The sequence below is a fragment of the Paenibacillus sp. UASWS1643 genome (genome assembly GCF_008693195.1).
GTDB classification, from domain to species: domain Bacteria; phylum Bacillota; class Bacilli; order Paenibacillales; family Paenibacillaceae; genus Paenibacillus; species Paenibacillus amylolyticus_B.
On record NZ_VXKZ01000086.1, the window covers coordinates 1 to 15,560 of the forward strand.

The window sequence follows — 15,560 nt, forward strand, 5'->3', positions numbered from 1 at the left end:
CCGTTGGGGTTCTCATCCCCAGAACGCAAAAAAAGCTTCCCGAAGGAAGCTTCTTTTTAAGACGTCCCAGGAGGGATTCGAACCCCCGACCGACGCCTTAGAAGGGCGTTGCTCTATCCAGCTGAGCTACTGAGACATGAATTTTTTCAAGCAAAATTGATTTTATCATATGCATACAGGAATATCAAGCATTTTATTTTAAACTGTATTTCGTATATGATATTTGGCGGCAGTAACGTTTTTTTCATTATATTTAAGGTTATGTTAGAATATCAGGAGAACTCAAAAAATAGATCAACAATTGTTTTAATATATACATCTATTTAGGTTGATTCCAACTGGAGATTCAGGATATAGAGGAGGTGCTCCCATTAAGGAATCCACGACCCCGGAAACCGAGCATAACAACAATATTGTGCTGTTTCCTAAGACGCTGGACTATTACCAGATTCAATTGACAGTTATGCTTGAAAATGAACGGTATGGTGAAGCGATGAAATTGCTTCACTTTTTGCTGCAATGTCAGGGACAGGAAGAGCGCCACTATGATGAATGGCGGGCCCTGCTTGAATGGCTTCAGGCTGCGTTTCCTCAATATGAAGAAACCTCGCCTGTCGTGCTTGAAGAACGAGAAGAAGAAGAGATTAGTGAGGAAGACATGGCACGGCATCATGCCCGAATGAAGCTTGAACAGGATGATGGCTATGCAGATAAGATGCTTCGCACAGTCATGGAGGAGCCGCTGTCTGAACAGACGATGCTGGCTTTGGAGCAGCTGGCTTATCTTGATCTGCCGAAGATTGACGAGGCACTTACGAGTTGGTTAAAAGATAAGTCGCTTCACCCTCTGCTTCAATTCCGGGTGCTGCAAACCTTGCGTCGCCGAGGTGTTCAAGGTATGATCCTGTTTACGAGAGGCGAAGAGCAGGTTGAGGTCGAAATCGACACCGTGCCTCTTAGACCAGAGGAATTCCCAATCCAAATCGTTCAGATTCTGGAACGAGTGGCAGATCAGACGGAGGTTCATGAACCTACGCTCTTTTATTTTGCCCAGGAACTGTGGATACAATATGTCATGGCGGTGTATGGAACCCGTGATTATGTATCGATGCTGGAAGAAAATGATTCCATGACAGATATATGGGCAGCAGCTCTACATATGACCGTTGCAGACAGTCTGGGTGGTTCGCATGATGAGGAGAATACCCGCTCAATGTATGCTGTGACAGGCGCGATGCGCTTTCGACTGGAGCAGGCTTATCGTTCCATGAAACAGTTTGTATCTGCCGGTTTGGATGGTTAATCGAGGCCGGAAACGTTTTCCTTAAACCGTATCAAGGGATTCCCCTTGAAAAAGAATCTAATCTTGTTTATACTAAAATGGTTATTTTGTACGTGATTGCCTACGTGAACATGTGAATTTTGGAGGGGAAAGTATACAATGAAAGCAACTTGGGAAAAGATAGAGAAGAACCTTGGGGTTCTTGAGGTTGAAGTGGATGCAGATCGTGTAACTGCAGCACTCGACAAAGCTTTTAATAAAGTGGTTAAACAAGCAAACGTACCTGGATTCCGTAAAGGTAAAGTACCACGTTCCATCTTCGAAGCACGTTTTGGTGTAGAGAGCCTTTATCAAGAAGCAATCGACATTTTGCTTCCTGAAGCTTATACAGAAGCAATCGACCAAACGGATATCTTCCCGGTTGATCGTCCTGACGTAGATGTTGAACAATTCGCTAAAGGACAAACATTCAAGTTCAAAGCAAAAGTAACTGTGAAACCTGAAGTTACTCTTGGTGAGTACAAAGGAATCGAAGTTGCTGTAGCAAAAGGTGAAGTAACTGACGCAGAAGTGACTGAAGAACTTGAGCGTCTTCAACAACGTCACGCTGAACTCGTTGTAATTGACGAAGGTTCCGCTGCTAACGGCGACGTTGCAGTAATCGACTTCGACGGTTCCGTTGATGGTGTACCTTTCGAAGGTGGACAAGCTGAGCGTTATTCCCTGGAACTGGGTTCCAACACATTCATTCCTGGATTTGAAGAACAAGTTGTGGGTCTGTCCACAGGTGACTTCAAAGACGTAGAAGTGACTTTCCCAGAGAGCTACCATGCAGCAGAACTTGCTGGCAAACAAGCAGTATTCAAAGTGAAAATTCACGAAATCAAACGCAAACAGCTTCCTGCATTGGATGATGAGTTTGCTAAAGATGTTAGCGAATTCGACACACTTGAAGAGTACAAAGCTGACCTGAAAACACAATTGGAATCCCGTAAAGCTGACGAAGCCAAAGCTGCACAAGAAAATGCAGTTGTAGAAAAAGTGGCTGAGAACGCTGAAGTGGACATTCCTGCTGCAATGGTTGAGAGCGAAGTACAAAACATGATGCGTGATTTCGACAACCGTCTGCGTAACCAAGGTATGAACCTTGAAATGTTCCTGAGCTTCTCTGGCCAGACTCAAGCTGACCTGAGAGGACAAATGCAAGAAGATGCTTCCAAACGTGTTCGCAACAACCTGGTGCTTGAAGCTGTAGGTAAAGCGGAAAACATTGAAGTATCTGACGAAGAAGTGAATCAAGAACTCGAGAAAATGGCTGAATCTTACAAGCGTCCTGCTGATGAGATCCGTGGCATCCTCGAAGGTAATGGTTCCCTGGACAGCCTTCGCGATGAAGTAAAACTGCGTAAAACGATTGATGTTCTCGTTGAGAACAGCACAGTTGTTGAACCAGTTGAAGCTCCAGCTGAAGAAGTTGTTGCAGAAGCTGACGAAAAATAAGACAAGCTGTTATCAACTTGTCAGTTGAATAAACGATAAGGCACGTGAATTATTGCGTGCCTTATTTTTAAATTATGACATCCATTTTATAGAAAATGAAGTAATTATATGGATGAATACTAATTTTATTGATCCACGTACACTTTTTACATACCTATGTACTTCATGAAATAAAAAACGGCAAGACGGCATAGGATGGCTTCAATTTGCACATACATAGAAAACATGGTTAAATATGATCAGGCTAAAAAGTAAACAAACGAATGTCTGACCCCTCTTGTGAAAAATGACATTGTCACAGGAAAGTGTTAGAATGAATTTGGGTTTGCTTTACAGGTGGCCTATGTCTAATTACATGTAGAAAAGAGGTTGGTCTCATGAGTCTGGTGCCAATGGTTATAGAACAAACCAATCGAGGCGAGCGGTCTTACGATATATATTCGCGTTTGCTGAAAGATCGCATTATCTTTCTAACCAGTGCGATTGATGACGATGTAGCCAATCTTGTCATAGCACAGCTTTTGTTTTTGGCAGCCGACGATCCTGAGAAGGATATCAGCTTGTACATTAACTCACCTGGTGGTTCTGTCACCGCAGGGATGGGTATATACGATACGATGCAATTTATCAAGCCGGATGTATCTACCATTTGCGTAGGGATGGCAGCAAGCATGGGCTCGTTATTGCTAACAGCCGGTGCACCTGGCAAGAGATATGCGCTGACAAACAGCGAAGTAATGATTCATCAGCCGCTTGGCGGCATTCAAGGACAGGCTGCAGATATTAAGATACACGCAGAATGGATTATTAAAACACGTCAGAAACTGAATCAAATATACGTCGATCGTACGGGTCAACCTCTTGAGAAAATTGAGCGGGATACAGACCGTGACTTCTTCATGAGCGCTGAAGAAGCTAAGACGTACGGCATTATTGACCAGGTGCTCAGTAGACCGATCAATTCCTAAAGGGGTGGTTTCATGTTTAAATTTAACGATGAGAAAGGGCAATTGAAATGCTCTTTTTGCGGTAAATCTCAGGAGCAGGTACGCAAGTTGGTCGCTGGACCAGGCGTGTATATTTGTGATGAATGTATCGAACTTTGCACCGAAATCGTTGAGGAAGAACTTGGTCATGATGAAGAAGTAGACCTGAAAGATATTCCGAAACCAAAAGAAATTCGTAATATTCTGGATCAATATGTTATTGGACAGGAACAAGCGAAAAAATCATTGTCTGTTGCCGTGTATAATCACTACAAACGGATCAACACACAAAGCAAAATTGAAGACGTTGAATTGTCAAAGAGTAACATTTTGTTGTTAGGACCAACAGGTTCTGGAAAAACGTTGCTTGCGCAAACGATGGCAAAAATTTTGAATGTTCCTTTTGCTATTGCGGATGCTACGTCATTAACAGAAGCGGGTTATGTAGGTGAGGATGTAGAGAACATCCTGCTCAAACTGATTCAAGCTGCTGATTATGATGTGGAAAAAGCAGAGCGTGGCATTATTTATATCGATGAGATTGATAAAGTAGCGCGTAAATCCGAAAACCCATCCATAACCCGTGATGTATCGGGCGAAGGTGTGCAACAGGCTCTCTTGAAAATTCTTGAAGGAACTGTGGCTTCTGTACCACCACAAGGTGGTCGTAAACATCCTCATCAAGAATTCATTCAGATCGATACAACGAATATCCTGTTCATTTGCGGCGGTGCCTTTGATGGTCTGGAGCAAATGATCAAACGCCGGATCGGTAAAAAAGTCATTGGCTTCAATACCGTTTCTGAGCAAAAAGATCTGAAACCAGGTGAATACCTGGGTATGGTATTGCCGGAAGATTTGCTGAAATTTGGTCTGATTCCGGAATTTGTAGGCCGTCTGCCAGTCATCTCCACTTTGGAGCCACTGGATGAAGATACGCTGGTACGGATTCTTTCCGAACCAAAAAACGCGCTTACCAAACAGTACCAAAAACTGCTTGAGCTGGATAATGTGAATCTGGTATTTGAACCAGCTGCATTGCTCGCGATTGCAAAAGAAGCAATTAAACGTAACACAGGTGCACGTGGATTGCGTGCCATCATTGAAGGTATCATGCTGGAAATCATGTATGAAGTGCCTTCACGTGAAGATGTTACGAACTGTGTCATTACCGAAGAAGTTGTTGAGAAAAGAGTCGTGCCTGAACTAAGCCAATCGAAGGACGATAAGCAGGAAGAGAGCGCCTAATAAAGGCCTGAATCCCGTTGAACTCTGAAATATAGACTTGTCAGTTCTCCACTTTGGCAGAAGGCGAATTCATGTCTCTGTCAGGGTGGAGCTTTGACGTTGTGGGGAGAGAAATCACTCATGTATTTAAGACAGGATACACGTCCCGTAAAAGTGGGAAACGTAACGATCGGTGGCAGTAACGAAGTCATTATCCAAAGTATGTGTACAACCAAAACGGCAGACGTTGAAGCAACGGTTGCAGAGATTCTGCGACTGGAAGAAGCGGGTTGTCAAGTGGTACGTGTAACGGTGAATAATGAGGAAGCTGCCGCAGCCATCAAGGAAATCAAAAAACGCATTAATATACCGCTAGTAGCGGACATTCATTTTAACTATAAGCTGGCTTTACTTGCGATTGAGAACGGCATCGATAAAGTTCGGATTAATCCAGGTAACATCGGTAAACGTGCAAAAGTGGAAGAAGTGGTTAAGGCTTGTAAAGACCGCGGCATTCCGATTCGGATTGGAGTAAATGCGGGGTCTTTGGAAAACCATCTCCTTGAGAAGTACGGGTATCCTACGGCAGATGCCATGGTAGAAAGTGCATTGTATCACATTGGTATTTTGGAAGAGCTTGATTTCCATGATATCATCGTGTCTCTCAAAGCATCGGATGTGCCGATGGCGATTGAGGCGTATACCAAAGCTGCTCAAATCATTCCGTATCCGTTGCATCTCGGGATTACCGAAGCGGGTACATTGTTCTCCGGTACGATCAAAAGCTCCGCAGGTATGGGAGCCTTACTCTCTATGGGTATTGGTTCAACGATGCGGATCTCACTGAGTGCGGACCCTGTAGAAGAAATCAAGGTTGCTCGTGATCTGCTCAAAACATTTGGACTCATCACAAATGCAGCTACATTGATCTCCTGCCCAACGTGTGGACGTTTGGATATCGACCTGTTCTCCATTGCCAACGAAGTGGAGGAGTATATCTCCAAACTGAAGGTGCCGATTAAAGTATCGGTATTGGGTTGTGCGGTTAATGGTCCAGGTGAGGCCAAAGAAGCGGATATCGGGATTGCCGGTGCTCGTGGAGAAGGTCTCTTGTTCCGTCACGGCAAGATGATCCGTAAAGTGCCTGAAGAAATCATGGTTGAGGAATTAAAAAAAGAGATCGACAAAATCGTCGAAGCCTACGAAGAGACAGGTGTTATTCCTGGTCGTTCGCACTGATTGATTCATATCTGTTACAACAAAAGCTCGTCAGCAATGGCGGGCTTTTTATTTTCTCGCATACAAATTCCGCATCGCCCGTTTACGTCGCGTTGAAAAGGCTATACTACCAAGTATTAGCATGATCTCATATGAGAATAGCGACAAAATAGGAGGATGTGAAGACATGGAATTTGGTATGGTCATCATGTTGATTCAGTTATTTTTTGGAGTGGTGATTGGTTTGTATTTCTGGAACCTGCTGCGTGGCCAGAAAACAAACCGCAGTGCCGTTGAGCGTGAATCTCGCAAGGAACTGGAGAAGCTGCGCAAGCTGCGTTCGATCTCACTCACCAAGCCGCTGTCGGAGAAGACGCGTCCAGCTACCATTAACGATATTGTTGGGCAAAAAGATGGGTTGCGTGCCCTTAAAGCTGCATTATGCAGTGCGAATCCGCAACATGTTATCATTTATGGCCCTCCCGGAGTCGGGAAGACAGCTGCCGCAAGGGTTGTGTTGGAAGAGGCCAAGAAGAATCCATCTTCTCCTTTCAAGCCAGACGCCAAATTCACGGAGCTGGATGCAACAACAGCCCGTTTTGATGAGCGTGGTATTGCGGACCCCTTAATTGGTTCGGTTCATGATCCGATATACCAGGGAGCAGGAGCTATGGGCGTTGCTGGTATTCCCCAACCAAAACCGGGCGCTGTGACGAAAGCGCATGGAGGAATGCTTTTTATTGATGAAATTGGTGAATTACATTCGATTCAGATGAATAAGCTGTTGAAAGTGTTGGAGGATCGCAAGGTGTTTTTGGAGAGTGCGTACTATAACTCGGAAGACACGCATACTCCTGCTTATATCCACGATATTTTTCAAAATGGCCTGCCGGCCGATTTCCGCCTTGTTGGAGCAACGACTCGTTCGCCTCATGAACTGCCACCAGCTTTGCGTTCCCGCTGCATGGAAGTTTATTTCCGTCCTTTGTTGCCTGAGGAGATTGGGCGAATTGCAGAGGATGCTGTTCAGAAAATAGGGTTCAGTCCATGTCCGGATGCCGTTGATGTGGTCAAGCGATATGCAACCAATGGACGTGAAGCAGTCAATATCATCCAGCTGGCTGCTGGACTTGCGCTGACAGAGAAGCGTGAGACGCTTCAGGCGTCTGATGTGGAGTGGGTGGCGGGTAGCAGCCAGATTCAGCCACGGCCTGATCGGAAGGTCCCTACACAGCCGCAGGTGGGGTTTGTTAATGGCTTGGCGGTATACGGACCGAATATGGGAACCATTTTGGAGATCGAAGTGTCTGCTGTTCCGGCTCTTAAAGATCAAGGCCGAATCAACATTACAGGCGTTGTGGATGAAGAAGAGATTGGAGGCGGTTCGCGTACACTCCGGCGAAAAAGTATGGCCAAAGGGTCGGTTGAAAATGTGTTAACCGTATTAAAAGCCATGGGTATTCGTCCGAATGATTACGATTTACACGTGAACTTCCCAGGTGGGACGCCTATTGATGGTCCATCTGCCGGGATTGCGATGGCGACTGCCATTACATCAGCCATTCAGGGACGCCCTGTGGATCATGAGATAGCGATGACTGGCGAGATCAGTATTCATGGTAGGGTTAAGCCTATTGGTGGCGTGCTGGCCAAGGTGGAGGCTGCCTTTCAGGCAGGAGCGAAGACCGTTATTATTCCTGCGGAGAACTGGCAGTCCATTTTTGAGAATCTGGATGGCTTGCGCGTTATCCCGGTAGATACGGTACAGGACGTATTCCGTGAAGTGTTCGACTGGGTTCCGGAATTACAACAGATGGAACAAACGAAGCTTGCAGAGGAGACAGTTGCACCTGCACCGGAGATTTTTCCACCGGCATCCGCTTCCTATTTGCGTGCGGACGTGCCTCGTCCAGGACAGGTTACAGATTCGGGAAGCTGCTAAGCGCTTCCCTTCATTGGTTTTTTATGTGAACATTTGATAGAATAATGAATGACTACAACCTGAGAGCCATTGGAGGTGCGAAAGCGATGGGACCGAGCAAAGCGAAAGGTCGTCGTTTTCCTTTACTGCCTTTAAGAGGACTTCTCGTCTACCCGAGTATGGTACTGCATCTCGATGTGGGCCGGGAGAAATCGGTCAAGGCTTTAGAAAAAGCGATGGTAGAAGAACATCTGATTCTCCTATGTTCCCAAGCCGAAGTAAATATTGAAGAACCAACACAAGAGGACATTTTCAGAATCGGAACCGTGGCCAAGGTCAGACAGATGCTGAAGCTTCCGAACGGTACGATTCGTGTACTCGTGGAAGGCTTGGAACGGGCTGAAATTATTGAATATACGGACAACGAGGAATATTATGAAGTACTGGCAAAAGAACTGCCTGAAGAGGAGAATACCCATCCGGAGACGGATGCCTTGATGCGTACCGTTCTGAACCAGTTCGAGAATTATATTAATCTGTCCAAAAAAGTGACACCAGAGACACTCGCAGCGGTGTCTGACATCGAAGAACCAGGGCGTCTGGCCGATGTCATCACGAGTCACCTGTCTTTGAAGATCAAGGATAAACAGGAAATTCTGGAGACCATCGACGTGCGGGAACGTCTGGAGAAATTGCTGGATATCCTGAACAATGAGCGCGAAGTGCTGGAGCTTGAACGCAAGATCAGCCAACGTGTGAAGAAACAGATGGAGAAAACGCAGAAGGAATATTATTTGCGCGAGCAGATGAAAGCGATCCAGAAAGAACTGGGTGAAAAAGAAGGCCGCGCGGGTGAGGTCGAGGAACTTCGCACTCAGATGGAAGAACTCGGCTTGCCGGACAAGGTGAAAGAAAAGGTCGAGAAAGAAATTGATCGACTGGAGAAAATGCCTGCAAGTTCAGCCGAGGGCGGAGTCATTCGCAACTACGTGGATTGGCTGCTTGGCCTTCCTTGGAGTCAGATGACAGCGGATGATCTGGATATCCAAAAAGCCGAAGATGTGCTCAATGCAGATCATTACGGACTGGAAAAGCCCAAAGAGCGTGTGCTTGAATATCTGGCTGTCCAGAAGCTCGTCAAGAAACTCAAAGGGCCAATTCTCTGTCTGGTTGGACCTCCAGGGGTCGGTAAAACATCACTTGCTCGTTCGATCGCCAGATCGCTGGGGCGGGAGTTTGTAAGAATATCTCTTGGCGGCGTACGTGATGAAGCCGAGATTCGTGGTCACCGACGCACCTATGTAGGAGCAATGCCTGGGCGTATCATCCAAGGGATGAAAACGGCAGGTTCACTGAATCCGGTATTCCTGCTGGACGAGATCGATAAGATGGCTTCAGACTTCCGCGGAGATCCTTCCGCAGCGTTACTTGAGGTGCTTGATCCGGAACAGAATAATACGTTTAGTGATCACTTTGTCGAATTGCCGTTTGACTTATCCAACGTTATGTTTATAACAACTGCCAACACGGTACACAATATTCCGCGTCCATTGCTGGATCGGATGGAAATGCTCAACATCCCTGGTTACACGGAGCTGGAGAAGCTGCAAATTGCGAAAAACTATTTGTTGCCCAAACAGAAGCAGGACCATGGTCTGGAAGAAGAGCAATTGGAAATCCCGGATGACGCGTTGTTGCGTGTAATTCGTGAATATACACGGGAGTCAGGTGTGCGTAATCTGGAACAGCAGATGGCTTCGTTGTGCCGAAAAGCTGCGAAAAACATCGTATCTGGTGTGGAAGGTCAGATTAACATCTCATCAGATGAGATCAAAGACTACCTTGGACCTGGCAAGTTCCGTTATGGTATGGCCGAACTGGAAGACCAGATTGGTACCGTAACAGGTCTGGCGTGGACTGAAGTGGGTGGAGATACCCTTGTCATTGAAGTGACTGTTGTGCCTGGAACAGGTAAATTGACTCTCACAGGTAAACTTGGGGATGTCATGAAGGAATCGGCACAAGCCGCATTCAGTTACACCCGTTCCAAAGCTACACAGCTTGGAATTTCGCCTGACTTCCATGAGAAGAACGATATCCATATCCACGTTCCGGAAGGAGCGATTCCGAAGGATGGTCCATCTGCCGGGATTACGATGGCAACAGCGTTAATCTCAGCCTTGACGAACAAACATGTGTCCAAGGATATCGCGATGACTGGTGAAATAACACTACGTGGACGTGTGCTGCCGATTGGTGGCCTGAAAGAGAAATCACTGGCAGCCCATCGTGCCGGCTATAAAAAAATATTATTGCCTAAGGATAACGAACGGGACCTGCGTGACATTCCAGACAGCATCAAGGAAGATGTGGAGTTTGTCCCTGTAGCCCATATGGATCAGGTATTGCAGCATGCACTTGTTGAGCAGACAGGAATTCACCTGTAATCCACGTATCCGAAAGGTTCGTATGAAGATTAGACCGTTCTGCGGAGGCTTCGGCGTCCGCTGGAACGGTTTTTTTGGTATGATAGAACAATCCATGGCATAATACCTTCAACAGGTGATGCATAGCACAGGCGTTCAAGAGAGGAAAGATACAATATGAAAGTAAATCAATCTGAATTTATTATCAGTGCCGTTCGGCCTGAACAATACCCCGAGGACGGTCTGCCAGAGATTGCTTTGGCGGGACGCTCCAATGTGGGAAAATCTTCCCTGATCAACCGTTTGATCAATCGTAAAAATTTGGCTCGGACGAGCTCAACACCGGGTAAGACACAGCAACTCAACTATTATAAAATTAATCAGGATCTCTACTTCGTCGATTTCCCGGGATATGGCTACGCTAAAGTTTCCAAAGAGCAACGCTTTGCCTGGGGCAAAATGATGGAGAAATACTTGTTGGGACGTGAAGAATTGAAACTGGTTATGCAGATGGTGGATATGAGACATGAGCCATCCAAGGATGACAAGATGATGAATGAGTGGCTTCGTCATAATGGATTGCCTTTGGTTGTCGTAGCGACCAAGATGGACAAGATTCCAAAAACACGCAGAGCCAAACATATCAAAGTCATTAAGGAATCACTGGGTCTTCGTTCAGGGGATTTGTTTGTACCGTTTTCATCCGAAGAGGGATTGGGGAAAGAAGAGTTATGGGATATCATTACCCGCCATGCCCGGATAGATAAATATGCACCAGTGCTGGAAGCAGAGGGTGCTTCTGATGAGGAAGAAACCAACGAAATTAACGGATAACCGAGATAGTATACCGTTTTAGTGCAGGAAAGTGAGCATGCTAAGTGAATCTTTGATGAGATCAAGATTAATCCGGTTTTTTATGGAATTTCGTGAGAATTCATCATCTGGATCTGGAGAAAAATAACGTTAGGGTAGTGTATAATGAGCATAGGTGCATATTGCCAACAGTACCAAAATTACCGGCCATGCCGGCCTGAAGAATTTTGAGATGACTGCTACATGTGCAGGATGACAAAACAATCGGGAAAGAATTGAGGGATTTGTATGGCTCAGCGGTTAGCCACAGAGTATGTTAAGGCCACTTTGAAATTGTCAGAACCCCAGATGCATCAGTTTTTGCGCATGACAGATGATGGCAGGCTTCATCACCGGGTTAAGGTGTTGGACAATGGTTGTCAGGAGGTTGTGCTGGGGGATGTAAGTGGAGAAGAAGTGCATTTCCCTTTTGACCGCATAGAAGGGTTTTATATCTGTGAGTTATCTTGCCGCCTGGTGAATCTGCATCTGACCAATGTTGTCCGGAAGCTCTTTGTGACTTTTAAAGGTGACGGGGTCGTTCATCGGATCTATAAAGGGTTCACCATGACGTATGTTTATGCTCAAGGCACTGTCCGCAAAATTGTGGAGAAGACCGGGGAGAACACCCGAGTGATCTATGAATACAAAAATACGTTGCTTGAATTGCAACATCTGTTCCAGGCCAGAGATGTAGAACGCGAAATCAACCGTGTGTATGCCGAGATCGATTCACTGCTGGATACTAGAAAAGATGCGACTGCTGATCAGCTCCATCATATTGATGAGACGCTTGCTCGTCATCAAAAACGATTGTTTGAGCTTGAAGCTTATTAGCTTAAAATTGTATGTTTATAAACGTATATGTATATAATGAATTCCCTTGTATCTTCCGGGCAGTGGCACTCGCCAATGCGGAGGTTTCAGGGGGATTTTTTGATGTGAAATCGAATATTCCGAATTGAAAACATTTATTTTACAATCTTCTGGAAAAGGGTTGATTTCACTCTGATTCAATGTTATTTTTAATCTCGTTGAAAACAATATAGGAACCAGGATTCACTCAGGACATTATATGTTGCGAGAGATTTTTCCCTCGGGAAGTGAATGACGTAGGTCCTAGCGGATGAAATTTTTCAAACATTTTATTCCTAGGAAAGGGGAACCGAAGGATGGAATATTCAACTTTCGGAAGACACGTTGCTGTTGATACTTGGGGTGTCGACTTTAATCTACTGAACAATGCAGAGTATCTGGAAGCCCAAATGGTTGAAGCAGCGGAGGCATGTGGCGCGACAGTGATGTCCGTACAATCCAAGCAGTTTGATCCACAGGGAGCGACCGTACTTGTACTATTGTCTGAGAGCCATCTCTCCATTCATACGTATCCTGAGAGAGGTTTTGCAGCGATTGATTGTTACACATGTGGGGAGACTGTAGATCCACAGCTTGCTATTGACTACCTGGTATCCGTATTAAAGCCTGAAAAAACGTATGCAAAGAAGTTGGTACGTGGATTGGGCGAATTGCAGGTTGAAACACCAGAGATGAACAACCAGACTGAACGGGTTTAAATAAAAAATATATTGCATACACAATGTTCACATATCGGGATGGACACATAACCTCCCAAACTTTAATAGTCATGGGATAATTCCATGGCTATTTGTTTTAATATGCGTATTGTTATGAATATTCATAATCGACACTTTTTAACGCATAACAGTGAACTTTGGTGAGACACTACAATAAATGACAGTGCATATGATGATGAACATGGTGATTTCATAAACATTTCATAAAAATGACCCGGTCACGGCTATGATGTGTGATATAATTAACCATGTCAATCATAAATGGATAGACATATGCAGTAAGCACTTTGATTGGAAATTTATTAGGCAGGTGAACTTGCAATGCACATCGTTGTCGTTGGTTTGAATTATCGCACGGCGCCTGTAGAGGTTAGGGAACGATTCACATTTGCAGAAAAGGATTTGTCTGAAGCGCTGCAGCAGCTCAAGCTGACCAAGAGTGTATTGGAAGGTGTAATCGTAGCCACATGTAACCGTACCGAGTTGTATGTTGTGGTGGACCGTCTTCACATGTGTGGTTATTTTATTCGAACATTCATGGAACAATGGTTTAATGTACCACGGGAAGAATTTACGCAACACTTATATATATATGAAGATGATCAAGCCATGCGCCATTTGTTCCGTGTCATCTGCGGACTAGATTCCATGGTCATTGGTGAGACTCAGATTCTTGGACAGGTGAAACAGGCTTTTCTTAAAGCGCAGGAAGAGAAATCAACAGGTACCTGGTTTAATAAGTTATTTAAGCAGGCAGTTACATTGGGTAAACGGGCACATTCGGAGACTTCCATCGGGGAGAGCGCCGTATCTGTCAGTTATGCTGCTGTTGAACTCGGTAAGAGGATTTTTGGCATGTTCACAGACAAGAAGGTGCTCATTTTGGGTGCCGGCAAGATGAGTGAACTAACCGTGAAACATCTCTATGCCAACGGGGCATCCGAGGTCATCGTGGCGAATCGTACGCTTGCAAGAGCAGAAGAATTGGCAGCCAAGTTCCGGGGCACACCTTGTACGATGGAACAGGCATTATATCGACTTAATGAAGTTGATATTGTGATTAGTTCCACTGGAGCTGAACGTTATGTCATGGATGCAGCAGTGGTACGGGAGAGCATGAAGCGTCGTCAATCTCGTCCATTGTTCCTGATTGATATTGCGGTTCCACGCGATATTGATCCGGCGATTGGTGAAATTTCCAATGTATTTCTCTATGACATTGATGATCTGGAAGGAATCGTGGAGAGCAACCTGGAGATGCGTAAGGTGGAAGCTGCCAAGATTGAGAGAATGATCGAGCTTGAGATGGAGGATTATTACCATTGGCTCAAAACGTTGGGTGTTCGTCCCGTTATTCGCGCTTTGCAGGAAAAAGGTGTCTCCATTCATGAAGAAACGATGGATAGCCTGTTTAATAAACTGCCTGAGCTCGATGAACATCAACGTAAAGTCATTCGTCGTTTGACCAAGAGTATTGTGAACCAAATGACGACAGATCCGATTAATCGGATTAAGGAAATGGCAGGCACGAAGCAAGGTGATGAAGCTCTGCGCATGTTTACTCAGATTTTCGCTCTGGAAGATGCAGTAGAGATGGCCGCTGAAAAAGTGAGTCAGAGTGATGCCACAGCTCTGGCGAAACCAGCTGCTCACTTTAACGAAAACCGGCAAGACCCCGTGTCGGCTTATGCTCCGGCAGGCGTATAAGGCGGGTGGGCAGCTTGACCCTTGCTGAACAAGTCTATGAAGCTCTAATCTATATGTATGCCCTGAGCCTACTGTTCTATTTCTCGGACTGCATTCGACGCAATGCGGGGGCGAAGCGGACAGGCACAGGGTTTCTTGTCGTTGTTTGGGGATTGCAGGTAACGCATGTTATATTGCGCATGTGGACTGAAGGCCATTTCCCCATCTACACCACCTTTGATTTTTTGTTTATATTTTCATTCAGTATTGTACTGATGTCTCTGGTCATGACTCGCATCCAGCGTTCCGAATTTGTGATTTTGTTGCTGAATGTTGTAGGTTTTTCCGTTACGGTATTAAACCGACTGTGGTTTACGGCCGGAGAGATATCATTGCATAACTGGCAAACGGTACATGGATTACTTATCATGCATATTACCTTGGCGAATCTTGGTTTTGCGGCGTTAACCGTTGCTACGGTATTTGCCTTGTTATATCTGTTCTTGCACCGTAAGTTGAAGAAAAAAAAGTGGAATGATACGATGCGACGGCTGCCAAGCCTGGAAGTGATCGGTAAGTATATGGATGGTGCTACGTTGATAGGAACACCGCTCCTTGGTGTTTCTGTGATGCTTGCCGTATTATCCATTGTGGCGGAAAGACGTTGGATTCTACTCTTGGATCTCAAAGTTATTTCGACAGGTCTTGCTATAGCCATCTATGTGGGTTACTTCGTATCCAAGAGAAGGAAACAGTTCTCTACAATTATCATGGCAAGATGGACACTGATCGGGTACGGATTTGTCATTATAAGTTTTTTATCCAATGCGTATTCAGCGTTTCATCGTTGGACGGGAGAGTGAAGGG

The 15,560-nt window shown here is 45.3% G+C and carries 12 protein-coding genes and 1 tRNA gene; 12 read left to right on the plus strand and 1 reads right to left on the minus strand.

The features are described from left to right. Positions 1-62 precede the first annotated feature (62 nt). Positions 63-136: transfer RNA gene (locus FE296_RS01575), tRNA-Arg, on the minus strand. Positions 137-370: 234 nt separating this feature from the next. On the opposite strand from FE296_RS01575, the gene FE296_RS01580 reads away from it, so the two are divergent. The 12 genes from FE296_RS01580 (at position 371) to ccsA (ending at position 15,556) form a co-directional block, all read left to right on the plus strand. Then, on the plus strand, positions 371-1,303 hold the full coding sequence (locus tag FE296_RS01580) for a hypothetical protein (RefSeq protein ID WP_124117785.1): 933 nt from the start codon (positions 371-373) through the stop codon (positions 1,301-1,303). A gap of 138 nt (positions 1,304-1,441) precedes the next feature. Further along, positions 1,442-2,782, plus strand: coding sequence for a trigger factor (gene tig / locus FE296_RS01585; RefSeq protein ID WP_150364100.1), 1,341 nt, complete (start codon positions 1,442-1,444; stop codon positions 2,780-2,782). A 377-nt stretch (positions 2,783-3,159) separates the two neighbouring features. Next, positions 3,160-3,750, plus strand: coding sequence for an ATP-dependent Clp endopeptidase proteolytic subunit ClpP (gene clpP / locus FE296_RS01590; protein WP_036605886.1), 591 nt, complete (start codon positions 3,160-3,162; stop codon positions 3,748-3,750). 12 nt (positions 3,751-3,762) lie between these two features. Continuing rightward, entirely contained in the window at positions 3,763-5,016 is a 1,254-nt protein-coding gene (gene clpX / locus FE296_RS01595) for an ATP-dependent protease ATP-binding subunit ClpX (protein WP_036605887.1), read from the plus strand. Positions 5,017-5,136: 120 nt separating this feature from the next. Next, the gene (ispG, locus tag FE296_RS01600) at positions 5,137-6,234 is read left to right on the plus strand and encodes a flavodoxin-dependent (E)-4-hydroxy-3-methylbut-2-enyl-diphosphate synthase (RefSeq protein ID WP_017692591.1); all 1,098 of its coding nucleotides are present in this window, start codon (positions 5,137-5,139) and stop codon (positions 6,232-6,234) included. Between the two features lie 166 nt (positions 6,235-6,400). Then, positions 6,401-8,155 (plus strand): ATP-dependent protease LonB, encoded by a 1,755-nt coding sequence (gene lonB / locus FE296_RS01605; protein WP_150364101.1) that lies wholly within the window; start codon positions 6,401-6,403, stop codon positions 8,153-8,155. An 86-nt stretch (positions 8,156-8,241) separates the two neighbouring features. After that, positions 8,242-10,581 carry an endopeptidase La gene (lon, locus tag FE296_RS01610; protein WP_091037589.1) on the plus strand — a complete coding sequence of 780 codons (2,340 nt, stop codon included), beginning with the start codon at positions 8,242-8,244 and terminating at the stop codon, positions 10,579-10,581. A gap of 156 nt (positions 10,582-10,737) precedes the next feature. Beyond that, complete coding sequence (yihA, locus tag FE296_RS01615) at positions 10,738-11,394, plus strand: ribosome biogenesis GTP-binding protein YihA/YsxC (RefSeq protein ID WP_124117707.1); 657 nt, start codon at positions 10,738-10,740, stop codon at positions 11,392-11,394. Positions 11,395-11,661: 267 nt separating this feature from the next. After that, the gene (locus FE296_RS01620; RefSeq protein ID WP_124117709.1) at positions 11,662-12,249 is read left to right on the plus strand and encodes a non-ribosomal peptide synthetase module; all 588 of its coding nucleotides are present in this window, start codon (positions 11,662-11,664) and stop codon (positions 12,247-12,249) included. Between the two features lie 335 nt (positions 12,250-12,584). Continuing rightward, positions 12,585-12,986 carry an adenosylmethionine decarboxylase gene (gene speD, locus FE296_RS01625; protein WP_091011877.1) on the plus strand — a complete coding sequence of 134 codons (402 nt, stop codon included), beginning with the start codon at positions 12,585-12,587 and terminating at the stop codon, positions 12,984-12,986. A 342-nt stretch (positions 12,987-13,328) separates the two neighbouring features. Then, positions 13,329-14,714: a glutamyl-tRNA reductase gene (gene hemA, locus FE296_RS01630; RefSeq protein WP_150364102.1), complete on the plus strand. Its 1,386-nt coding sequence runs from the start codon at positions 13,329-13,331 to the stop codon at positions 14,712-14,714. 14 nt (positions 14,715-14,728) lie between these two features. Beyond that, positions 14,729-15,556, plus strand: coding sequence for a cytochrome c biogenesis protein CcsA (gene ccsA, locus FE296_RS01635; protein WP_371129100.1), 828 nt, complete (start codon positions 14,729-14,731; stop codon positions 15,554-15,556). The last annotated feature ends 4 nt before the right edge of the window (positions 15,557-15,560 follow it).

Bases quoted from the DNA above. Each gene is read 5' to 3' on its own strand.
- tig (WP_150364100.1), top strand. From the start codon at position 1,442: ATGAAAGCAACTTGGGAAAAGATAGAGAAGAACCTTGGGGTTCTTGAG.
- clpP (WP_036605886.1), top strand. From the start codon at position 3,160: ATGAGTCTGGTGCCAATGGTTATAGAACAAACCAATCGAGGCGAGCGG.
- clpX (WP_036605887.1), top strand. From the start codon at position 3,763: ATGTTTAAATTTAACGATGAGAAAGGGCAATTGAAATGCTCTTTTTGC.
- ispG (WP_017692591.1), top strand. From the start codon at position 5,137: ATGTATTTAAGACAGGATACACGTCCCGTAAAAGTGGGAAACGTAACG.
- lonB (WP_150364101.1), top strand. From the start codon at position 6,401: ATGGAATTTGGTATGGTCATCATGTTGATTCAGTTATTTTTTGGAGTG.
- lon (WP_091037589.1), top strand. From the start codon at position 8,242: ATGGGACCGAGCAAAGCGAAAGGTCGTCGTTTTCCTTTACTGCCTTTA.
- yihA (WP_124117707.1), top strand. From the start codon at position 10,738: ATGAAAGTAAATCAATCTGAATTTATTATCAGTGCCGTTCGGCCTGAA.
- FE296_RS01620 (WP_124117709.1), top strand. From the start codon at position 11,662: ATGGCTCAGCGGTTAGCCACAGAGTATGTTAAGGCCACTTTGAAATTG.
- speD (WP_091011877.1), top strand. From the start codon at position 12,585: ATGGAATATTCAACTTTCGGAAGACACGTTGCTGTTGATACTTGGGGT.
- hemA (WP_150364102.1), top strand. From the start codon at position 13,329: ATGCACATCGTTGTCGTTGGTTTGAATTATCGCACGGCGCCTGTAGAG.